General features: G+C 45.5%; 19 protein-coding genes and 1 pseudogene. 5 read left to right on the forward strand and 15 right to left on the reverse strand.

The window, feature by feature from the left end; translation table 11 throughout:
* Positions 1-105: 105 nt before the first annotated feature.
* The 10 genes and pseudogenes from EI981_RS28340 to EI981_RS28385 form a co-directional block, all read right to left on the reverse strand.
* Positions 106-1,437: an alpha/beta hydrolase gene (locus EI981_RS28340; RefSeq protein ID WP_127004003.1), complete on the reverse strand. Its 1,332-nt coding sequence runs from the start codon at positions 1,435-1,437 to the stop codon at positions 106-108.
* Positions 1,434-2,780: an alpha/beta hydrolase gene (locus EI981_RS28345; RefSeq protein WP_127004005.1), complete on the reverse strand. Its 1,347-nt coding sequence runs from the start codon at positions 2,778-2,780 to the stop codon at positions 1,434-1,436. The genes EI981_RS28340 and EI981_RS28345 overlap by 4 nt, the downstream gene beginning before the upstream one ends.
* A gap of 26 nt (positions 2,781-2,806) precedes the next feature.
* The gene (locus EI981_RS28350; protein WP_127004007.1) at positions 2,807-3,721 is read right to left on the reverse strand and encodes a LacI family DNA-binding transcriptional regulator; all 915 of its coding nucleotides are present in this window, start codon (positions 3,719-3,721) and stop codon (positions 2,807-2,809) included.
* Between the two features lie 93 nt (positions 3,722-3,814).
* A pseudogene (locus EI981_RS28355) lies at positions 3,815-4,649 on the reverse strand (sugar ABC transporter permease).
* Positions 4,650-5,966, reverse strand: coding sequence for a carbohydrate ABC transporter permease (locus EI981_RS28360; RefSeq protein WP_127004009.1), 1,317 nt, complete (start codon positions 5,964-5,966; stop codon positions 4,650-4,652).
* A 37-nt stretch (positions 5,967-6,003) separates the two neighbouring features.
* Positions 6,004-7,290 carry a sugar ABC transporter substrate-binding protein gene (locus EI981_RS28365; protein ID WP_127004011.1) on the reverse strand — a complete coding sequence of 429 codons (1,287 nt, stop codon included), beginning with the start codon at positions 7,288-7,290 and terminating at the stop codon, positions 6,004-6,006.
* A 359-nt stretch (positions 7,291-7,649) separates the two neighbouring features.
* Positions 7,650-8,735 carry an LLM class flavin-dependent oxidoreductase gene (locus EI981_RS28370; RefSeq protein ID WP_127004012.1) on the reverse strand — a complete coding sequence of 362 codons (1,086 nt, stop codon included), beginning with the start codon at positions 8,733-8,735 and terminating at the stop codon, positions 7,650-7,652.
* Between the two features lie 53 nt (positions 8,736-8,788).
* Positions 8,789-9,559: a DODA-type extradiol aromatic ring-opening family dioxygenase gene (locus EI981_RS28375; protein ID WP_127004014.1), complete on the reverse strand. Its 771-nt coding sequence runs from the start codon at positions 9,557-9,559 to the stop codon at positions 8,789-8,791.
* Positions 9,556-10,227: an alpha/beta hydrolase gene (locus EI981_RS28380; protein ID WP_127005099.1), complete on the reverse strand. Its 672-nt coding sequence runs from the start codon at positions 10,225-10,227 to the stop codon at positions 9,556-9,558. Before EI981_RS28380 ends, EI981_RS28375 begins: the two co-directional genes overlap by 4 nt.
* 20 nt (positions 10,228-10,247) lie before the next feature.
* Complete coding sequence (locus EI981_RS28385; protein WP_127004016.1) at positions 10,248-10,652, reverse strand: DoxX family protein; 405 nt, start codon at positions 10,650-10,652, stop codon at positions 10,248-10,250.
* Positions 10,653-10,800: 148 nt separating this feature from the next.
* Here EI981_RS28385 and EI981_RS28390 point away from each other — a divergent pair, with 148 nt between their 5' ends.
* Entirely contained in the window at positions 10,801-11,352 is a 552-nt protein-coding gene (locus EI981_RS28390; RefSeq protein ID WP_127004018.1) for a helix-turn-helix domain-containing protein, read from the forward strand.
* Positions 11,353-11,582: 230 nt separating this feature from the next.
* Here EI981_RS28390 and EI981_RS28395 read toward each other — a convergent pair whose 3' ends face one another.
* Positions 11,583-12,452, reverse strand: coding sequence for a deoxyribonuclease IV (locus EI981_RS28395; RefSeq protein WP_127004020.1), 870 nt, complete (start codon positions 12,450-12,452; stop codon positions 11,583-11,585).
* Positions 12,453-12,722: 270 nt separating this feature from the next.
* Positions 12,723-13,604 carry a LysR family transcriptional regulator gene (locus EI981_RS28400; RefSeq protein WP_127004022.1) on the reverse strand — a complete coding sequence of 294 codons (882 nt, stop codon included), beginning with the start codon at positions 13,602-13,604 and terminating at the stop codon, positions 12,723-12,725.
* 100 nt (positions 13,605-13,704) lie between these two features.
* On the opposite strand from EI981_RS28400, the gene EI981_RS28405 reads away from it, so the two are divergent.
* Complete coding sequence (locus tag EI981_RS28405) at positions 13,705-14,589, forward strand: DMT family transporter (protein ID WP_127004024.1); 885 nt, start codon at positions 13,705-13,707, stop codon at positions 14,587-14,589.
* Positions 14,590-14,844: 255 nt separating this feature from the next.
* On the opposite strand, the gene EI981_RS28410 is transcribed toward EI981_RS28405, so the two are convergent.
* Positions 14,845-15,726, reverse strand: coding sequence for a phosphotransferase family protein (locus tag EI981_RS28410; protein ID WP_127004026.1), 882 nt, complete (start codon positions 15,724-15,726; stop codon positions 14,845-14,847).
* An 861-nt stretch (positions 15,727-16,587) separates the two neighbouring features.
* On the opposite strand from EI981_RS28410, the gene EI981_RS28415 reads away from it, so the two are divergent.
* Positions 16,588-16,968 (forward strand): hypothetical protein, encoded by a 381-nt coding sequence (locus EI981_RS28415; RefSeq protein WP_127004028.1) that lies wholly within the window; start codon positions 16,588-16,590, stop codon positions 16,966-16,968.
* A gap of 777 nt (positions 16,969-17,745) precedes the next feature.
* On the opposite strand, the gene EI981_RS28425 is transcribed toward EI981_RS28415, so the two are convergent.
* A complete protein-coding gene (locus tag EI981_RS28425) occupies positions 17,746-18,675 on the reverse strand; it encodes a helix-turn-helix transcriptional regulator (RefSeq protein ID WP_127004030.1) in 930 nt (309 codons plus the stop codon).
* Between the two features lie 97 nt (positions 18,676-18,772).
* Here EI981_RS28425 and EI981_RS28430 point away from each other — a divergent pair, with 97 nt between their 5' ends.
* Both EI981_RS28430 and EI981_RS28435 read left to right on the forward strand, forming a co-directional pair.
* A complete protein-coding gene (locus EI981_RS28430; protein WP_127004032.1) occupies positions 18,773-19,207 on the forward strand; it encodes a pyridoxamine 5'-phosphate oxidase family protein in 435 nt (144 codons plus the stop codon).
* Between the two features lie 354 nt (positions 19,208-19,561).
* Positions 19,562-20,365 carry an AAC(3) family N-acetyltransferase gene (locus EI981_RS28435; RefSeq protein ID WP_127004034.1) on the forward strand — a complete coding sequence of 268 codons (804 nt, stop codon included), beginning with the start codon at positions 19,562-19,564 and terminating at the stop codon, positions 20,363-20,365.
* A 264-nt stretch (positions 20,366-20,629) separates the two neighbouring features.
* Here EI981_RS28435 and EI981_RS28440 read toward each other — a convergent pair whose 3' ends face one another.
* A complete protein-coding gene (locus EI981_RS28440; RefSeq protein WP_127004036.1) occupies positions 20,630-22,951 on the reverse strand; it encodes an ABC transporter permease in 2,322 nt (773 codons plus the stop codon).
* Position 22,952: the final 1 nt, after the last annotated feature.

Raw genomic sequence — 22,952 nt, forward strand, 5'->3', positions numbered from 1 at the left:
GAAAAGATCCAAACAAAAAAAGAGCCCGCTATAGGCTCTTTTTTTTGAATCATTTTTGCTTATGAATTCTCCGAACTAAACTAGATTTCGGCAATCCGCACCCGCTTAATACCATTGCTTCACATCAATTTCAAGCGTTCCGTCCGCCGTCGCTTCGTACCGATGCTCGATGATGACTCCGTTCCGGTCCGCACCGACGCGGCCATCGGTTCTTGTGACTTGAAAAACAAACTCTGTATGCAGGGGCAGATGTTGCTGATTGACATATGCCCTTTGGACCGGATCATGTTTCAGAGGAAAATAAGCATAGATCGGGATGTCATCAGGCGTATCCGCCGGGACATGGACAATGATATCAAGCATCACCCGTTCCGGAATTTCTGGAACCACCCGGATGGTTTTACCGGCACGAAGCCCTTCGTATTGAGCGGTTACCAGCGTCTCCCCTTCTTTTTTCGGAACCAGGATTCCGTCCTCCCTTACCTCCAAAACCGATTCGTCCTGCACCTCATAGTTTGCACGCAGCAAAGTCCTGCGCAGACCGTGGTCCGACTCCAAAACCGGATTCACCCGGCATGCCGGCCCCTTGATCCCAACCTCGCTACTGCCATCCAGGGATAAAAAGCACTCCTCGCCTTTGCCTCCAAAAAAGTGGATTAACGGGGAAGCCAGACGCGCGGCCCAGTCCTTTTCCACATGTCCCGCTCTAGGTTCATATAGGTAAAGCAGTTCCCGATCCGGTTCATATCCGGCATCCGCCAGTTTCTCCGCGACTTCGCGCACATGCTTTTCCATCACCAAAATCCCTTCGGTGCTGCCCAAATCGATCCAGATGCGGGAAAATGGTTTCAAGCCAGTAAACGTATGGTACTGCGGATATTCTTCCAATGTCACTGGGTCCACGTAATAAAAATATGGAGAAATAATGCCCAGCTTGCTGAAAATATCCGGCCGCCGCAGCCCCATATGATACGTGACCTGACCTCCGCGCGAGGACCCCATCAGCGCTGTATGTTCCGCCTCAGGCTTCGTGCGGAACACCACATCAATATAGGTTTTGACCTCTTCAATCACAAACTTCTCATATGTTTCACCAAGCGGCCGGATGTCGACTTTATCGTCCTGGTAACGAACGCCATCCAAATCATGTGTAAACTCGTTTGACCGCTCCGCTCCCATGTTGGAAATGCCGACGACGATGATTTCTTCGATATCTCCGCTTTGAATCAGCCGGTCGACAGTTTGATGCACCTGCCATGAATAACCGTTAAACGCTGGATGAAAAATGTTCTGCCCATCATGCATGTAGAGCACGGGGTACCGCTTGCCAAGATCCTGATGATACCCAGGGGGCAGGTAGACGAATATATCCCGCTCATTATCCAGGTAGGCGGAATAGAACTTTTCGATGGTTAAAATGCTCGACCGGTTGTTCATAAACACACCTCGTTTTCAAGCGGGCAATCGATCCAATGCTCAACTTCATAATTCAAAACAAGCCCGTCCGTTATCGTGAATTTACGGTAAGGAACCTCTTTTCCTTCCTTATCCGTTTCATGTTTGCCCAGCCCTCTTGAAATCCGGAACTCGAACGACATATCCGCGGGGACCTGGATCGTTCCGCCGTAAAGCCGGTCGTGAATCTTCGGCAGTTCGATGCCGGCATACAGCCTTTCGGTCGGAGGTGTGGATGCTGGCACTTTGACGTAAATGCTGACCGTCGCCGTTTCGGACATATGCGGAACCACTTCAAGATCAATAGACGCCCTTAATTCCTGTTTCAAATAAGTGACAGCAGCTTTCCCCGTTGTTTTGGGAAGGAGCTTCCCATCAGGGGTGACATCCAACAGTTCCGGGTTAATCACCTCATAATCAGCTCGCAAATCCGTCATCATAAAACCGCTGTCGTAATGGACGACCGCATTTAAGGTCCGCACGGGCCCTTGCAGTCCAACCGCCGCGGATCCACGCAATTCGGCACGGACGGGTTTTCCGATATCCCCGAAAAAGAAAATAAGCGGCGCATGCACCCTTGCTGCCCAATCCTTCTGTGAATGGCCGGAATTGACAGCGTAATAATACATCAAATCCTCACCCGGCCGAAAGCCGCTGGCGATCAAAACATCCGCGACCTGCCGCACATGTTTCTCCATAACAGTAAACCCTTCCGCGTCCCCGACATCCATCCATATTTTCAAATCCTTTTTCTCCTGATACACATGGCTCAGCCATCTTTCTTCCATCGTCTCCAGATCAATGCTTACAAAAAACGGACAAAGGGCTCCGATCATGCCGAACGTATCCGGACGGCGGAAACCGATATTGTACGATACCAGGCCGCCCGCTGACGATCCCATCAATGCAGTATGTTCTTTATCCGGCAGGGTCCGATAGGTCGCGTCGATATAAGGTTTGACTTCCTGGACAAGGAATTCCTCATACAATTCACCCTGGTTGACCGTATGGAAAATATCGTATCCGCCTGGGATCGTATGCATATATTCCGCAATTCTCGCATCTTCAATGTGACTGACGGCGACAACGATGATTTCCCGGATTTTGCCTTCCACAGTCAACCGGTCCACCGTCCGGTGAACATCCCAGGACTCGCCTTTATGGTCGGCGAAAAAAATATGCTGGCCGTCCTGCATATATAATACGGGATACCGTTTCTGCTCATTTTCGTTGTAACTTGGCGGTAAATAAACAAACATATCTCTTTTATTATTTAATATTTCCGAATGGAAATCCCGGAGTTCAATCAAACGCGACGTATCCACTTATACATTCTCCTCATCACTCTAATTCACGGCGTGACGTTGATGAAGAAAAACTTCTCCCCATTGACATACGCCGTGTTATGAATATAACTGTTCATCATATGAACAACTTCGGTGTAGTCATTTAAATCAAACAATATTTTCGGCATTGCATCCGGCAGCACTTCCGGACAATGGCATGTGCAGCAGGCGACGATCCGTTTATGCATTTTCCAGACCTCATTAGCAAGAAATTCATTCATCACGATCCCGGCCTTTTCCTTAACCCCGGATAAGAAGGTATCCAAGCCCTCACGGTCTTCATAAACGTAGATTTGGCTCTCGTCTAATCCGGAATAATGCTTCATCCGTTCCATCAAAGGGGCGTGATTATATGAATCCATGACAAGAAATTCAGGCGATTCGCCGAGCATTGTCTTGCATAATGCGAAGCTTTGTTCAAAGTCCGGCATAATTTTATGAAACAAAGTATCCTCAATATAGCTATCAATAATAAACACAGGAATCCCGAACCCGAACTGCTTCGATATCGAATAAAACTGTTCCTGGTCCACATTAATCAAAAATACGCCGTCCAAATTTCTTTCCATAATCACTTTGTAAGACAAGGCATCCGCGCCCATTTGCATAAAAATAACGTCATACCCGCATTTGCTGCACAGCTGTTCCAGCTTGAAGACCGTCTTGGCATATTTTAATGCCGAACCGGGACTTGGTTTCAGATCATTAAACAATAAAACTCCCATCAACCCGGTTTTGTTGATTTTTAACGACTGCGCCGATTTATTGGCCACATATTTCAGCTGTTGTGCTGTTTTCAAAACTTTGACGCGTGTTTCATCGGAAATGGATTGGGTTTTGACGTCATTCAAAATATAAGATACCGTTGCGATCGACACACCTGCCGCTTTTGCTATATCTTTAATGGTTGTTTTTTTCATCTTCTCCGACCTCTCACTGGATAACTTAAACGTTTAAGCATATTTAAACATATCGCTCTTTTAAAGTCAAATTCATCCAGATGAGAGGTGGGTCTAACCCTTTTCGGCGCCAGCGGTCATCCCGTGGATCAAATACTTTTGAAAAAACATGTACAAAACTGTTATCGGAAGTGCCACAAATACGGCACCCGCTGCAAACAGGGTAAAGCTCGAATTGGTTTCGTTCGCCACCATGCTGTAAAGCCCCTGCGCCAAGGTCATTTTTTCAGGCGATCTGAGGACAATTTGCGGCAAAATGAAATCCATAAACGGCGTAATAAAACTATTCAGAGCGACAAACGTAATGGACGGCAAGGACAAAGGTAAAATGATCCGGAAAAAACGAATCCTTCGTGCTTGCACCATCGATAAAAGCGGCCTCTTCCAGACTTTTTGGAATCGTGTCAAAATGTCCCTTCATCACCCATGTCCCCATGGAGATCGAACCGCCGGCGTAAATCAGGATCAATCCCAGATGGGTATCGAGCAATTTCGTTTGCAGCAGCAGCACAAATATCGCCATGATCGACAAGAAGCCGGGGAACATTTGCAGCACGAGCAAGGCCATCAAGGCCTGCTGCCGTCCTTTGAAACGAAATCTTGAGAAGGCATATGCCGTCACTGCGACCAGCAGCGTCGATAAAATCGCATTGATCGCGGCAATTTTCAGCGTATTCGCAAACCACAGCACAAAATCGGTATTGCGAATCAATTCCGCGTAATGAACCAAAGACGGATGTTTCGGAAACATGCTGCTGACAAGCAATGCATTCCCCGGGTTTAAAGAGGTGCCAACAACCCAAATGATCGGATACATTGTCGTGAAGAGCAGTATGATAAACACAATATAAATTCCGGTGACAGCCAAGTTGCTTTTTAATCTAGACATTTAGCTCCAGTCCTCTTCTTGATTTGACTTCATCTGCTTGTAATTCCACAAAGAGAAAACGGCGATCATAACGAACATGATGATGGAAACGGCGGAGGCCATATTGAATTGGCTCTGATTCAACGTCATTTTGAAAATCCATGAGATCAGAATATCCGTGCTTCCGGCATAAAAATAATCCGCGTTATTCGGGTTGCCGTCAGTCAGAAGATAAATCAGATTGAAATTGTTGAAGTTAAACGCAAACTGCATGATAAGTATCGGAGCGGTAGCCGACAGCACAAGCGGCAGTGTGATCTTCCGCAGCTTATGCCTGCTTGAAGCGCCGTCTACGTCCGCAGCTTCATACAAATCGCGTGGCATTGTGGTGAGTACGCCCGACATCAAGGCCATTAAAAATGGAGTCGAAAACCACAAGTTGACCAAAATGATCGTTATTTTAGCCATTGTCGGATCCGAAAGCCAAGGCACAGGCGAAAATCCCATTTTGACAATCAGATCGTTTACCGGACCAAACGTTCCATTCAGCAGAACCCGGAATACCAGAATCGAAATAAATTGCGGAACTGCCCATGGCAGGATAAACACCGTTCTCCAAAACTTTTTGAGTTTGACCCGCGGGTGGTTAAGCATCATCGCTAACATCAGGCCGGCTATAAAAACGGTTAAAGTAGAGGCCACCGCCCAGATCAAGTTCCAAATGGCAATACCCATAAATGTGGTCCGCCATGCCTTTTGCGTAAATAATTCAAAAAAGCTGGCGAATCCGGTCCAATCGACCAATGAACGGTCCGGAATATGGTCCGGGGCAGAATAGTTCGTAAATGCGATCAGCACGTTAAAAACGAGCGGAATCACTGTCACAAACAATACCAAAACGGCGGCTGGCAGAAGCAGCAAATAGGGAAGATTCCGAAACTTCGCATTTTTGATGGATGCCATAAACCCTGGAGCCTGCCCGCCTTCATCCCTTATGCTCCCGTTTTTATAGGCATCATAAATGTTCATGACATACATTCCGAGGAACAACAAAATGATGATCAGCGTAATGAGACCATGGATGAGCATAAAAATGGAATGGTCCCCTTGAACGACTTTTCCGTTGATAATCCGCGTTGGTACATCGCCTAATGTAAGGAGTCCAGTGATCCCTTTGTATGCGTAAGGATAATAGCTCCAGAAAAATAACTGAGAGCAAGTCATCCAGATTAGTCCTTTAACATATTGCTTGTTGTACAGCTGCCCCAATCCGATACATACCGCAGAAAATATGGCAGCCAAGATCCCGTGGCGACGCTCATGTCGGTTTAGATGCATTTCTGAAGACCGCCTTAATCAAATTTTTGAAATAAAATCAACGCTTCAAAGTCGCTGTCTTGATTTGTTCGACCGCTTTGTTTAGAGCCGCTGCCGGATCCGCCTTATCATTCCAGATCGAAGCGAGCGCCGTGCTCACCGGCATCCATACATTTCCCATTTCCGGGATCGACGGCATCGGCGTGGAGTGTTTGGCCTGTTCCAAAAATGCAAGCGCATCCGGATTGGCCGTAATGATCGGGTCATCCGCCAAATCGTTTCGCGGAGGCAGTTGAGTCGTCATTTCAAACCGCAGCTTCAAGTTGTCTTTGCGGGTTGCATAATCAGCAAACAGCTTCGCGGCAGCCGGGTATTTCGTATACGAATTGACATATAAAGCTCTGATCCCCGAGAAGCTTACCGGATGCTGCCCGTTCGGCAGCAGCGGAAGCGGCACGACGCCGTAATCAATGCTGTCCTTGGACAAACCCGAAATGAGCCAAGGCCCGTTAATGATAGCGGCCGTTTTTCCCTCCTGAAAGAAACCGGTAATGATGTTATCATTTAAGTCGTTGATGTTGATCGGAAGGATTGGTTTCAGCGACTGCAGGAACTTCGCCCCTTCGATCGCTCCCTCATTGTTTAAGCCGATATCGCTTGCGTCTTCTCCGTTTTTCCCGAATACGTATCCACCGTATCCGGCCAGAAACGAATAGGATTGATACAACTGCGAAACATCCCACATCAAGGCAAACTTCTTGTTGGCCGGGTCGTTGTAGTCTTTGGCAAACTTGATAATGTCCTCATAGGTTTCGGGCGCTTTAGCCATCAGCTTTTTGTTGTAGTACAGGGCGTACGTATCGATAGCCGTCGGGAAGCCATATAACACGCCCTGATACTTGACTCCGTCGATGGCGCTAGGCATAAACTCGCTTATCCTCTTCTCATCGAAAACATCATTCCCAAGCACCAATCCTGCAGCAACCGCATTTCCCAAATGATCATGCGGTGCAGAGAATACATCGGCCCCGAGTCCCGCCGGACCATCCGTCGTCAGTTTTTTCACGCTGTCTATGGCAGGAACCGCCTCCACCTTCACCTTAACACCGTACTCTTGCTCAAAGTTCTTTGAGATCGCTTTCAGATATTCCAGTTCAGGACCTTTGGACTCCCAAACTACCAGTTCGGCTCCCGGCTCTGGCTTCAACTCACCTTGGCTGACTTGCTGTTCTTCGCCGCTTTGCGGCTCGCTCACAGATGTTGTGGCTGAAGGGCCGCATCCGGTTAATAGGCTAAAGCTGACCAGACCTGCAATCATTGTACTTAACATCGCCTTTTTTGCCATATTCTCGCCTCCTTGTTATAACTTAATCGTTTAAGTACTGAAACGTTTAAGTTGGTTCGATACCATCATAACTTCACTATTCTCTTTATGTCAATCCCTTGACGAACGCCTCAGCTCCCAGCAGCGCGGTCGCATGGCGGCGGTCCGCAATGATTTGCTTCTTTTACAGTAACTTACCGGCAATGGCAAAGCCCTCGCCCGGGGCAGTCTAGCTTAATCTACTTGAAGCTGTTCGAGACTGAGAAGATAGATGCCCCCTCACGGCTCCCCCTATCACTCTAACAGCGAAATCAAAAGGCACCCATCAAGGGTGCCCCGAGATATCTAATTAGCTTCACCTTATTTAACATCCGCAATCCTTAATCCGTATGACTTATTTTGCTCGTTTCTTTCCGGATAATTGGAGCAATCTCCGATGCTAATAGCTCAATACTCTCAGCCACTTTGTGAAACGGTACGCCGCCGATATCCATCTGGACAATAAAACGCTTATGCCCGAAAAGCTCGTATTGGCGAAGGATCTTCTCGACAATTTGTTGCGGGCTGCCCACGAACAAAGCCGTATCCGGACCCGTCATATGGTCAAAATCAGCTCGTGTCATTCTAAAAGGCATTCCGCGTTGACAGTTAACATAAGACCAGTAATTGGAATAGTACGGATAAAATTCGTCCTTCGCTTGCTGGGTAGTCTTAGAGATGTACCCATGGCCCGTTACAGCTAACTTGAGCTCTTCAAAGGTATGTCCAGACGTTCTACCCGCATCGCGATATGCATCAACAAGCGGCATAAATCGAACGGGATCGCCGCCAAGCATCGCAATAGCCATCCCGACGCCTAACCTGCCTGCGCGAGCTGCGCTTTCCGGCGTTCCCCCGACGCCAACCCATAGAGGCAGCTCTTTCTGTATAGGTCGAGGAGCAATTTCGGCATTGCTTAGTGAAGCTCGGAATTGACCGCTCCAATTCACTTTTTCCTGTTCGTTTAGTTTTAATAACAATTGCAAATGTTCGGAGAACAACTTGTCGTAATCCTTGGTGTCATAGCCGAATAGAGGGTAAGACTCCACGAAGGCTCCCCGCCCGGCGATGATCTCCGCACGCCCGTCCGAGACTAGATCCAGCGTGGCAAAATCTTCGAATAGGCGAACGGGATCTACCGTACTAAGCACGGTGGTCGCGCTTGTTAGTTTAATTCGTTTGGTGACTTGGGCAATGGCCGCCAGAATAACCGGAGGAGCAGACACGGCGTAATCCAACCGATGGTGTTCACCAATCCCGAAAACATCCAACCCTGCCTCGTCGGCCAGTTTTGCTGCCTCAACGATTTCCTTGACTCTTTTATGTGCGGTAATCGTTTTTCCGGTATGAGGATCAGGGCCTATATCGGCAAGCGTATACAGACCGATTTCTATCCCTGAATATGGTTGTTTTTCTTTTTCCCCCATGTTACGCCTCCTGTCAAGCCTTGGCAGTCTGCTGTCCTCTCCAAGATCATTAGTTAGTTAAATTGCCAGCAGCTTAAGCTCAAGTTGCCTAATTCATAGCTACGGTGAAGCAATTTCGCTTGACGACCTCTGTCTCCAGCCCCCATCGCCAGCAACAAGGGAATGAAGTGTTCATTCGTCGGCACAGCCTCCCCAGCGCAAGGGGCCAATTCCCTATAATGAAACAGGGCATCGAGATCCCATGCTTCCAGCTTGCTTTGCAGCCAGTTATCGAACGATTCCGCCCATTCGTCAATCCCTTCCTCATACCACTTAACCTTTCGCAAATTATGAACGGTCCCGCCGCTGCCTATAATCAAGATATCCTGCTCCCGGAGCTCGGCCAGAGCTTTCCCGATTTGGTATTGCTGTTCATTGCTCAAATATCGGTTTACGGAAAGCGCAACGACCGGAATATCCACATTGGGGTAGAGCAGCTTGAGGATAGACCAAGCGCCGTGGTCCAGCCCTCTTTCTTCATTCAATACACTCTGTACACCATTCTTCGCAAACAACGCATGAATTTGTTCACTCAGGGAACGCTCCCCTTTAGCGGGATAAGTCATCTGGTATAGTTCGTCTTGGAAACCCCCGAAATCGTAAATCGTGCTATAAGCATCGACTGCGCTGACGGTCTGCGTCGATTGCTCCCAATGCGCCGAGAAGAGTACGATTGCTTTAGGTTTGGTCGTATTCGCCGCGAATTGACCCAGAAAATCCGTATATTTATTCCTGTCCAAAACAATCGAGGGTGCCCCATGCGCGAAAAAGTAAGAAGGCATCATATGATTTTCACTCCTTTATTAGAATCCATGCCGGAATCACGACTCAACCAGCTCACGAAATCGCTTTGATTGTCCTCGGAGACGGCATGATGGGTTGGATAAAGGTTAAAGGTTAAGCGAGACGTTAAATTTCTAAAATAATTAGCGGTTTCATGGCCGATTCGAACCGGGAATACGGGGTCGAACTCCCCATGTGATATAAACATAGATACATCTTCTACGCTATACAGCGTATATTCTGTCTTGACAAATGAAGGCACGTAACCGTTCAACGCCACGATTCCCTTCAACTGACTCCCCATCGTTAGTGCAAGCGTCATGGACAAGATCGCGCCTTGACTAAAGCCGAGCAAATAACGTTTGGTCTCATCAATCGGGTACTTCTTCGTCACATAATGAATAAAAGCTTCCAATTGCTGAACCGCCTGGTCGAACAAATCCCGGATCGGATTGCCTAAGCTTTTCAGCTCATAAAATTGAAACCCAGCTCCCAACGTAAGATTGCCGCGAATGCCGACAATAATAAAATCATCAGCCAACGGTTCAACTAGACCAAACATGTTTTTCTCATTTGAGCCTTTGCCATGTAGCGTGAAGATGGTCGGGTAACGTTTGTCCAGTTCCATGTTGGGGGGAAAATGAATGTCATAGTGATAAGTCGGGTCCATCATAACAGTTCTCCTTCGTGTTAGGCATCGCGTTTTCTCCTGAATAGGTAATCGAGCGATAATGGCGAACGTTCAGCAACAATCAAATACATGGAGATAATAATAAAGCTCAGGTCTAATTCATAACCGGCCATTTGACCGTTCCCCAGCAATCCGACGGAAGGCTTCGCCGTAAAGATCGCCCCAAGGAGCACCATTACGAACATAGCCGATACATATCGAGTGAAGATACCCATAATCAGCATAACTCCACCTACCAGTTCGATAATTGCTACTGCATAAGCGAATACTCCGGGTACGCCTATGGAATCAAACCAAGCTTCAACATTGCTTAGTCCCATATGCAGTTTATCAATTCCGTGGGCTAGAAATAATATTCCGAGCACAACGCGGGCTATAGTGGATACAATGATATTTTTTGTCATTTATACTCTCTCCCATTATTTTTTATTATCTATAAAGATAATTATTTTATATTGATAATATAATGTGATAAAGGTAGCATGTCAATAGAAATATTGCTATTATAGATTTATATTCTGTATTACAAATATTCTGAGGAGTGAATAATAAATGAACATCGGCTCCAATATAAGGGCCATTCGCAAACGAAAAAACCTGACCATCGCACAAATTTGCGAAGAAACCGGCTTGTCCCAAGGTTTCATGAGCCAGGTAGAGACGAATAAGACCTCCCCGTCTATCGCTACTTTGGAAGGAATTGCTAAAGCTTTGAGGGTTCCCTTGGCATACTTGCTGCTGCACCAAGAGGAACGTATGAGTGTTGTGCGCAAAGGCGAACGGAAGATCACAACAAGCGGGAGCGAAAAATTAAGAGTGGAGCATCTTAGCTCTACTAAGAACATGAAGATGAGGCTCGTTGAGTTGCCTCCCGGCGCTTCAACAGGAGATGCTCGGCATGCCCACGAGGGCGAAGAGATTCACGTTGTCGTAAAGGGGAAAATCTACGCCGAACAAGGAGAGGATGCGGCTGAATTCGTAGAGGGAGATTCATTCAGTTGGAATGCTTGCACGCCTCATCTCGTGCGAAATATAAGCGAGGAGACGGCTCTGGTTCTTATCTCTGTATATACAGAAAGCGATCAGTCACAGGATTTTATATAAATGTGAAATACTCCTTCCAAGCAAGACGGTACCCGCTCGGAAAAAGCACCTCCCTTATTAGGGTACGATTCAGCTTAACGAGTCTACCGGCGAAAAATGCCAAAGGAGCATGGCGGGCGCATAGTTACGAGCCTTTCAATATCCAATTCTGTTTCATATATCTACAAAGAAAGCCGCCGAAGTAATCGGCGGCATTGGATGCTTGCCTATGTCTGATTTCTTACAAATTCTCACTTTTCTATTGGTTCTGTTAATTCTCTTCTAAGTAAAGCAATTTCATGTTTATACGGAGGATTTTTGTATTTAATAGGTCCAATAGATGGGGTTTCAAGCAGTTTGGGGAGATTAGAAAGTTGAGGATGGTGAACAATATAGTCCAAGGCATGCAGGCCTATAAATCCATGTCCGATATTCTCGTGCCGATCTTTACGGGAGCCGCGTTCGTTCTTGGAATCATTAATGTGAAGCACTTTTAACCGAGTAAGGCCAATGATACGATCGAACTGATCAAGCACGCCGTCAAAGTCATGGACAATATCGTATCCGGCATCATGAACGTGGCAAGTGTCCAGGCAAATTGAAAGACTCTCATTGTAAGTTACTCCATCTATAATGTGAGCCAGTTCCTCAAAGCGAACACCACATTCCGTCCCTTTACCTGCCATTGTCTCTAACGAGATTTGAACCTTTTCATTCCGGGTAAGAACTTCATTAAGCCCCTCAATTATCTTATGAAGTCCCTTGCCTACTCCTTCTCCAACGTGTGATCCGGGATGCATCACAATCTGTTCCGAACCTAATGCTTCCGTCCTGTCCATTTCATCGCGCATAAAGGCAATGCTATGACTGAATACTTGATTGTTCATGGAATTTGCCAGATTGACCAGGAAAGGAGCGTGAACAACAATATTGCTAATTCCATGCTCTTTCATATGCGCATGCCCCTCTGAAATATTGTAATCAGAGATCGGCTTTCTTTTCGTATTTTGTGGAGCACCGGTGTATATCAGGATTGTATTCGCTCCATAAGAAGCAGCCTCTTTGCTGGCTTTAAGCAACATCTCCTTGCCTCCCATGGATACGTGACTTCCGATCAGCATGTATTGTCCCCCCGAACGTTAAACTGGATATTTTCAGCGTTTACGGGAAGATAAGATGTTATACATCAAGCAATAAACGACTGAAACGATGACATTCGACCCTAGTCCACAACTCTTTATCTGGCCCTTCTCCCTAAATATCGCCCTACTTATGATAAGGTTCACCTTATCATAAGTAGGGCGAAAAATCTTTAGGCACCCAAATGAGCAGTGGCTGGGTAATCGAAAGCCCCGACTCGCGTTGTGACGCGGGCCGGGGCTTGATTTGTTTTAAGTCAGGTCATACGGCGGCGGAAACAAGTCAAGCGTAGTCCGAATGAACAATTTGACCGCGTGGGATGCCTCATCGATAGATGGAACTGCAAGTCGGATATCGCGATACGCATTCGGTTCAAGCTCACGCTTCACGAGCCCTGTAGGGAGGGACTTCAGCGCAAGCTCGGACAGAATGGGGAAGCCGAGACCTTCCTCTGCCATGTTTAGAGCCATGCTGACGCTCTGAACGATGTACTTCGATTGCAGGTGAGCTCTCGCTCGTTCGAAGAGGTCTGTAATCGGCGGCTCATAGCCGGCTTTACACGTAATGAATGGCTCCGTCGAGAGCTGTTTGACGGGGACAATGGGTAGACTGCTCAGCGGGTGATCCTCTCGCAGTACGGCGAACATTTTCTCCCGATAAAGTGGAATCGTCTCCCAATCACCGTCCGGCGGAATGAGCAATGCAATGTCGATCACTCTTGTCTCCAGCCAGTTTCTCAGTTCGTCGATGCTTCCTTCATGCAGCTCGAATTCGATGCCCGGATGCTGCTTGGCAATAACACTAATAATACGTGGCAGGAAGTGAGCGGCGGCTACGGGAAAGGCTCCGACGCGGATTGTGCCAACTTGAAGTCCTTTCTCATCAGCGATGACTTGATCGACCTTGGCGAAGGTACCGAGAATCTCACGGAACTGCACGACGATTCGCTTACCGGCTTCAGTCAATTGCACACCGCGGCGATCGCGCAGCAGCAGAGGGATATCCAGCTCCGATTCTAACGACGAGATTGCTCGGCTGACCGCGGGCTGCGTCATATTGAGTTCAAGGCCGGCTTTTGTAAAGCTCCCAGTCTCTGCGATCTTCACGAACAGCTTGATCTGTGTATATGTCATAACGTGAATGATATGCCTCCTATGAAAAACATTCATTTTCATCATACCTCAATTTAGTGTATCATTCGGATGAAGCTTAACACAAGGAGAGATTTGTTATATGTCAGAGACATCGTTATCGCGTAAGCAAACGTTATTCTACTTGGCCTTCCTCATTCTTATGTGGGGAATTAACTGGCCTTTATCCAAGTATGCTCTCGAGTTTACGCCACCGCTTCTGTTTGCCGGACTTCGCACCCTCATCGGAGGAGTGCTGCTTATTATCATCGCGCTACCGCGCTGGAAGCAGCTTCGGTTTCGGGAAACGTGGCTGTATTATGTGCTGTCCGCATTCTTAAGCATCGTATTCTACTACGGCTTCCAAACAGTTGGCCTCCAATACATGCCGGCAGGCCTGTTCTCTGCGATCGTGTTCCTCCAGCCTGTGCTGCTCGGATTGTTCGCTTGGATGTGGCTTGGAGAGAGGATGTACGCGCGGAAAATGGTCGGCCTACTGCTCGGCTTCGGCGGAGTCGCCGCGATGAGCATCGGTGGATTGGAGGGAGGCATCTCCATCATCGGCATTCTGCTCGCCTTGGGATCCGCACTAAGCTGGGCGCTTGGCACAGTCTATATCAAACGGCAGGCGGCCAAGGTCGATTCACTGTGGATGACCGCTATGCAGATCGTGATTGGAGGCATCGTCATGACGGCTTACGGCTCTACTGTCGAGAGCTGGTCAGAGGTGCGCTGGACGGCAGCCTTCTTGTACGATACGCTGTTCATCTCCGTATTCGTCATTGCGCTCGGTTGGCTCGTATACTTCAAGCTAATTGGTTCAGGCGAGGCATCGAAGGTCGCCTCGTACACGTTCCTCATCCCGGTCGTCTCAATCATCTGCAGCATTTTGTTCCTGAATGAACATTTGACGATGAACCTCATCGTGGGCATGGTGCTTATCGTTGCCAGCATATTGCTTGTAAATATAAGGCCAAGACAGGTCTAAAGTGACTTAATCGTAAAATACCGCACGCTCAACGCAGCCAAAATCATCGTCGCGAAGATTTCAGTTCTGCCCTTAAAAGTACTCTAATTCGTTGCCTCTATCCACCACGGATAGTCCCTACACCTGGTGTTTTCATGCAAATTTCGCCCTACTTATGATACGGTTCTCCGCGCTATCTGTAACGGTAAGTTTTTAGGCCATCCCTTGTGGGGAATGGCCTATTCATTACATCTAATGAACATCAAACACCTGGACTCAATAACCTACTGTTTTCCTTAAAGTATGGATACTCTCCTGAAGAAACCTTTGGTTTTTTTCAATTCCTCTCTTTTTACACCAAACAACAGCACTGAACGCATCGTAAAAATCATAAAATGGCAGCACTGTGTCCAGAGCCAACATGGGTCGAATCGTCTGATATCCTTCTATGTAGGGTACCTTAGTTCTCGGATTGACTTCCCAAATGTATCGATTGACTTTTGTAAAATCTATTTCAGAGGATCCACCACGGGCACTTTCAAAATCAATAATGCCTGTAACCTTGTTACCATTCACCAAAATGTTACCTGGCCTAAAATCCATATGGACAATGCATGGCCCATCGGGATTTGGTAGAGCAAAGAAAACTCCGTCAAAATGATGGATACATCTTTCATACAGTTCTGGATCGAGGATCTCTTTGCACGGCTCTCTCCACTTTTCAAAATTACTTTTGATATGTAGTCTCCAGTTACTTTGGTCAAATAACTTAAACCCATCGGTTGCATGATAACCGAATCCTGGAGTCTTTACCTCATGGAGCATTGCATGATACACACCCATTTGAAAAGAAAGTTCCTCATCAATATCTTCTGTACAAGGCATACCTTCAATCGCCGAAAGGAGCAAAGCTCCAGTTGTATTTTCATCTCCATACCAAATGTCCAATACCTTAGGAACAGGAATTACTCCCTTCAATGTTTCAAGTACCTGAAATTCACGAAATAGTTTATCTTTGTTAAATGGAATTTTTACATAAACGTTTTCTCCGCTAAAAAGAGTAAGTTTGTATACATCTGAACTAAATGACTCTGGAACATCCTCTATACTCGAGACGTTCAACTTTAGCTTTTCTATAACGTCAAGAATGGAACTCATGTTGTACCTCCTGTTTTAGATAGCAAGTGATAATTCGATTCGTTTCTCCGAAAACCGAATCAAACCCAAAATCATGCATATATCATATTCTTGACCTAGTACCAAGCCCTTTTTTCAAGGGGTTATTTTCATTTTTAGGAGGAATGCAAGGATGAGGTTAATCAAGTCATAGCAGGACCTTGTCGTTCTACGTCGTTCTTCTCGTTGGCTAACGCTCACGACGATGAGGTAAAACAATGGCTGAAAGAGCAGGTAGAAAAATGCTGACGGCTCCGACCTCTTTCACGGCGGAGACGTAGCCAGCGCCGTCCGCTGGGTGAACGAACTAGGCGAGCCTTTCCATTGTCAGTTAAACTGGCCCCTTAGTCAAGGACACTTTTAAAGAGCTAGCCGCAATCGAACGTAAGCTGAAATGCTGGATATTCAGAAGCAAAGGTACTGGAATTTGACGAGACGCTACGACAGTGTCTGGTCGTCGCTGCCCCCCACCGACAAGGTGGACGGGGCTTTTTCTTTGTAACAAACACAAGTATCCCTCTCCCTTCACGATCGTAATCTAGAACAGCTCGAAACCTACACACATATACAAACTCATTCCCCGCAAGGAATTCCACAAAAAAAAACTTGCCCTTATTTATGGTACGGTTCAGCTTAACGGGGGCATCGGCGAAAAATTCGCCGCGACGCCTAACCGCTAACCTTCTTCTTAATAAGCATTCGGGTAGAGTTGGAATGAAGTATAGATTTTCGGGAAGCAGACAGGGTTTTCTGATTTGAATCTTTTACTTGTAGGTGGTCGATTCGAAGTCACAATTATTTTATAATCATTATGTAGAACAATTATATTAGGGTGAAAAATTTATGAAGAGTCAATTAAGAAATATTACCATTGATAGCCAGGCATTTGTTTATTGGTATTCGGGTGGGAAAAGTTTCACATTAAATATTTCTCCAAAGGAAAACAAAAATATCAAAATCACACTTATTTTCGAATCCAATCCACCAGATGAAGATCCTCTTACATTCTGGGCTTTTTACAATATTACAACACAAAAAAATGATTTAGAAACAACAATACACCTAGGCAAGCCAAAACATATAGCTGAGATTATTTCATATCTAATGAAACAAAGAAAAGAATTATTTACAGAAGGACAGCCTCATATTTTAAATAATGCATGGGATTTATTAATGGAAATGGGATATTCAAATTTTAATCCGGTTTGGGTTGGCGAATGGTAGTACATCGTCAGGAACGATGGATTTTTAGGGACGTCTGCATAAGTATCCCACGTTCCTTCAATATGTCTTGTTATCCTTACTAACACAGTCCATGTATCCCCATAAAATGTCTTATCCTTGATTTCGCCATAGTTTACAACTATATCACGCATCCATTCGCTTACTGGAAATTGGCTGGGATCTTTTTCCCATTTAATAAAGGCTTTTATAAACCTTCTGTTGTCCACGGCAATCCCCCCTGTTTAGAGAAAGGTATAAGTTGCTTAATCACTTACTTCGCCTTCAGGATTTTTTCATCGCCTATCAATCCAAAGTGGTTTTTCAATTTTTCTAAGCCACTCAGGTTTATAGACACTCTATCATTAACAAGGTCACTGTAAACCTCGAAAATAATCCCGGCGAAAGAAGCGTTAAAGACATTGAACTGTTCTTTGACGCTTCAATTAACGACGACTTTATGCTTACTTATGATACGGTTCACCGCGATGGCTAAAGGGCAAGTTTTTTTAAAATTTTTGATTGCATTCATAATATAAGTTGAATCAAAGTTCTTAGCAAACCTTGGCAAGGAAACCAAACCATTTGTCGAATTCAAAAAGAATTCCGGTTGTTGACGAAGACAAGGATACCTTGAAGCAGTGCTTTTTTCATTATCAAGTAAAGACGTGCCTAATTTGATTGTGGCTGCGCATATATAATGAAAAACATGCCTGATCCGGCATTTCTCCGGTGGTGAGCGGCGTTGCCATGAGAAGAGTGGTTTCTTTGTATTGTATTTCAAAAATATGCTTTTATTGAATCATTGAGCCGTCTCTTCATTTCATTGCGCACATGCTCAGGTTCAATGCATTGGCATTTATCTCCGAAGCTCATTAGGATTCCGTAACCATAATCATCTTCAATAAAATCAAAATATGCATAGAATTTGCCATTACCAAGGGGAGTAATGTTCTCTTCTCCGCAATAATCCAACATCCGGTCGAGGATAGAATGGTCAAGCTGCAATTTTATTTTTTGCATTTTCCTGGACATGGTATCTGTAAACTCTGAAAAAGCCGGGGGAATCACACGCATGGTAAAACGGTCTTCTGTTCTCTCCAGTTCAGATATGCGGGATAGCTTAAATACCCGAAATTGCTGCCGGTTCAAACAATACCCCTGCACGTACCAATGATTTTCTTTCAATAATAGACGATGAGGTTCCAGGGTCCGCATGACCTTGTCTCCTTTAGCGCTTAGATACATAAAAGACAGTATGCTGCAATGCTCCAAGGCTGTTCGAATCACTTCAACTTTGGTCTGCAGATCATTGCTGCCCAGCCAAGCGGATAAGTCAAAAGAGATTTGGTTGGCTTTCAGCGTAATTTCATGCTGTTTATCCTCCGGGATAAAGCTTTTTACTTTGGCCAGGGTAGCAGTGGTTTCCTCACCGGATAATGTATTGGATATAAAGCCAAGCCCCATCAGCATAGCGGTAATGTCCTTGACGGTAAAAAAACCTTTTTCTATCTTATACTCATTCATGATCCCAATTCCCCCACCTACACCGGAGCTGGTCACAATCGGGATACCTGCTTGATTAATTGTTTCAATGTCACGATAAATGGTTCTCAGAGAAACCTCGAACAGCTCAGCCAACTCTTTCCCGCTCATCTTTTCTCTTTGCAAGAGCAGCATAATGATGGCGATCATTCGTTCCAGCTTCATAATCATCCCCCTGAAATTTATGTGCTATGACTGACATAAAAGCTGTCAGCGATACATTGCTATACTAAGTTTATCAAATGCTAAGGAGGAAATATAAGTGGATTATAAGAACGAATTTTACCACACATTAGACAAGACCAACGAAATTGCTCTGGCAACTTCAGTAGCAGGCATACCCAATGTTAGGATTGTCAACTTCTGCTACGATGCTAGCAAGCCTGGAATCCTGTATTTTGCGACAGATAGGGAGAATCAGAAGGTGGCTGAGTTTGCGCAAAATAACAATGTTGCCTTCACAACCGTCCCCTCTGACGGTTCTTCCGTGCCGCATGCGCGCTCCAATCATGCAGTTGTACATAAGAGCCGGTATACCATAGAAGAGATCAAGGACCTGTTTCTCCAAAAAATTCCCGGATATGATGAGACGCTCGCAGCCATTGGCGACACATTGGATGTTTTTGAAATTCACATCAAGGATGTTTTTGTCATCGTGGATTATGAGACTGCCGGACCGGTTTCTTTTGAGGTATAGCACTACCAGAAATTCAGCATTCGACTTTTGTTATCGCAGTGTATACGGACTCAAGATAATACTCTGTTGCCTCGGAAACATCGGGACCACCAGCCTTTGATTGGATGATCTGATTATACCGAAAAAAAAGAAACAGCCTCCTCTAAAAAATAGGAAGCTGATTGCCGTTACTTATGGTACGGTTCTCCGTGCTGTCTGTAACGGCAAGTTTTTATGCTGTAGCTATTGTTGCAAACGAATCACCGTTATATAATGTAAGAAACATTTGAAGGGCACTGCTTCCCTAGCCACGCTAGTGACAACCCCGCTACTTATAGCGGGGTTGTTTTATTTTAAAGAAAGGCGGAGGTAAACATGACTGAACCAATAGAAACAAGAGCCATCTTCACGAAAGAAGATCTAATCCACACATTTAAAAACTGCGGATTAACAGAAGGTCAACACATCTTCGTACATACTTCGCTCAGCAAACTTGGTTTTGTTGTAGGCGGACCCGAAACCTTAATCAGGTCCCTTCTTGAAGTTGTCGGTGAAGAAGGGACCTTGATGATGCCGTCCCAGACATGGAAGAATCTTGATCCTTCAACGGGAGTCCACTGGGAAGCACCTATGGAATGGTGGCCGATAATTCGCGAAAACTGGCCTGCCTATGATAAAGAAATAACCCCTGCGATCGGTATGGGTGTCGTGGCTGAAATGTTCCGCAAGTGGCCGGGGGCCAAAAGGTCGGATCACCCAGCACGATCAATTGCCGCATTAGGCAAACATGCGGAATATCTAACTAAGAACCATGATTTATGCAACATTTTCGGCAAGAACTCCCCATTAGATAAATTATATCATCTAAATGGTTATGTACTCTTAATAGGCGTCGGCTATGATAAAAATACGTCGCTGCACCTGGCTGAAACTATAGCAACTTTCCCTGGCAAGAAGTTTGTCCATGAAAGTAGTGCAATTATGGAGGAGGGAACTCGAAAATGGGTGACTTACGAAACCCAGGCTGTCGACGACGGAGATTTTGTCCGTTTGGGGGACGAATATGATAAAGAAATGAATATCAAGATTCATAGAGTCGGAAACGCCGAAGTCCGATTTCTGGAGCAACGGCCGCTGGTAGATTGGGCTGCTGCATGGATGGAAAGAAACAGGGTGTAGATACTTTAACGACAACAAGTTGCAACCCCCCTATAACTTGTTCCCTGCCTCGCCTGAATTACTTGCTGCTACTTATGATACGGTTCACCGTATCACTCGTACAGCGAAATTAATGGGCGCCCGATCAGGCGCCCTAATTATTTTCATTTTTACTTTAATCGCTCAATTACGAAAGCCAGTTTTCAGAAATATCTTAAGCTGAAGGGCACCCAGTTAGGTGCCCTTTTTGGAATGAGGTTCCGTACGGTGATCTGTGAGAATGATCTATTCTGTAATCAAACTATAAGCTGTTATTCCCTTGATCCTACGCGACACTAACATCGATACGAGACAGGCAATTACAATAAGACCGATACAAAGCACAATGACAAGAGGAATATTCACAATGAATTGCACGTTGTATATCCCAGCGCCTGATAGCAGCAGTGTAAGTACAGGGTTGGTACACAGGCTGCCTAGCACCCCCCCGATCAATACACCCGCGATCACAACTGGAACAAAGCTCAGTGCAATTTGGGTCATAATCTGAAGAGTGGTGTACCCTGTAGCTTTTAATATCCCAAATTCCCTCTTGCGCTTGAGAATCATCGTTTTGATGACGAGGTATAGGATCAGAGCGACGACTAGCACGGTTATCGTAAGAATGATCACCATAACGGATAACACGGCTGAGATATAAACACTGCTTTGGCTAGCTAACATCTCATCTACATCCGTTATATCCTTTATCAAATTTCCATACGTTGCTTTGAAGTCTCGGATAAAGTCGGCATTATCTACATCCTTTAGATAAACATGTATGATTGTACCTTTATAGTCGGGGATTAGTTGCTGTACACCAGGTAAAGTTAAAGATGTAATCTTCCCCATATAGTTTAAAGACTGGTTTAGCCCGGTAATTAAGAAAAGACGGGATACATCGTCCATTTCCACCTTAACTGTATCGCCGATATTTTTATGAAACAGCTTTGCCATCGCCCCTGAAATTGCAATTTCGTTGTCGTATTGCGGATATCGACCTTTATAGACCGCATTATTATTGAGCTTACTGTAATCATCCGATATATTCATATACGAGCTTTGTCCATCAATTGTCGCTGTAATAACATCCAGTAAAGCAATCTTGGACACACCATCTATTTGTTCAATATCCGCGAGCAATTTGTCGCTATCGACGTCGTGATTAGACTGAATAACTACATTAGACGTCTCCGAACCAACTAGATGAATAAATGCAGTTTTATTTACTGCAACGTTGTAATATAGCACGATGGAGAAGATGGATGCAAAGGTGATTGCTGCAATGATAATGGCAATCATGATGTTCTGCTTATTATTCGTGATCATCGTTTTGCAAGCGAGCACGAAATGGAGTCCACCCTTGGCCTTCTCTAACGGGAAAAGATTCTTTTTAAAACTGTGAGTCATGATACCTCCCCTCAGCGCTGCAACGGGATGAAGTTTTCTGATGCGTGAGGAGGAGAGCAATGCCACCATCAGCACCAAAACAACAACAACCAGGATACTAACAAGATTAATCGCTATGTCGAAGCTCTGGGACCACAGCAGTCCGGCTAAAGAGGAAATAATTCCGCCGAACACGGGCATTACGATATAAGAGATTAAGACTCCTATGACACCAGCAGAAAGCGCGATCAGCATAAACTGTAATACCATGGATGCGATGATCTGCCAGCTGGTATAGCCAACCGCTTTAAGGACGCCGATATTCACCATGCCATCGTCGATACTGTTGGTCACACGGAACTTGATGACGATCAAGGACACAAGTACAATCACTGCCGCAAACGCAACCAGAATCATGGCGACAATATTGACCGTCATCGTGTTGACACTTTTCATCATCGCGATGTCAGCCCCCCAATGCGGATTCGAAAATTGTTTATTGTAGTCGTTAAGCAGCTCAGCCGATTGTGTACTGTCCGTAAGGCTCGCGGACATAAGGATGCCGTCCGCAGTCTTACCCAGCTTATCGGACAACTGATGATAGGCTGCATCTGGTAAAAGGAATTTCATCATGCCAGTATTGTTCGTACCCATCATGGTTGCCTCAAAAAATCCAGCGATTCGATAGCTGTAGTCCTTATCCTGGTAGTTGATTGTGAAATTGTCACCCAGCTGGTAGCCACCGCTTGTTTTAAAGCTGTAAGGAACATATATATCTTGGTTATTGATCGAATCCAGCTTTTCAATTAGCTTCATTGGTGAAAACTTTCGGCTTGCATCCACATTGAGTATCGCGGCGCCAAGAGACAAATCGCTATCACCATATCGGAACTTGGCCGTGTTCATTAGAATGATTTGTTTCGTTTCTGTTTCTCTCACGCCAGAATAGTTCCTAAGGAAATCTCCATAGTGTTGTTTATATTCAGAGCTGTTCATAATAATGCTCACATGCGCATCATGCAGTTCTTCAACCTTATCATCATAAAAGGTATTCATTTTGGAAATAACCGTCATTCCTACGTTGAGCAGTAGCGCGGCAACGAATATTAAAATAAACAGAGAGATCGCCGCACCTCTGCCTTTTTTGATGTTGGCCAAGGCAAGATTAACGATTTTCATC

Source organism: Paenibacillus lutimineralis, assembly GCF_003991425.1.
Classification (GTDB): domain Bacteria; phylum Bacillota; class Bacilli; order Paenibacillales; family Paenibacillaceae; genus Fontibacillus; species Fontibacillus lutimineralis.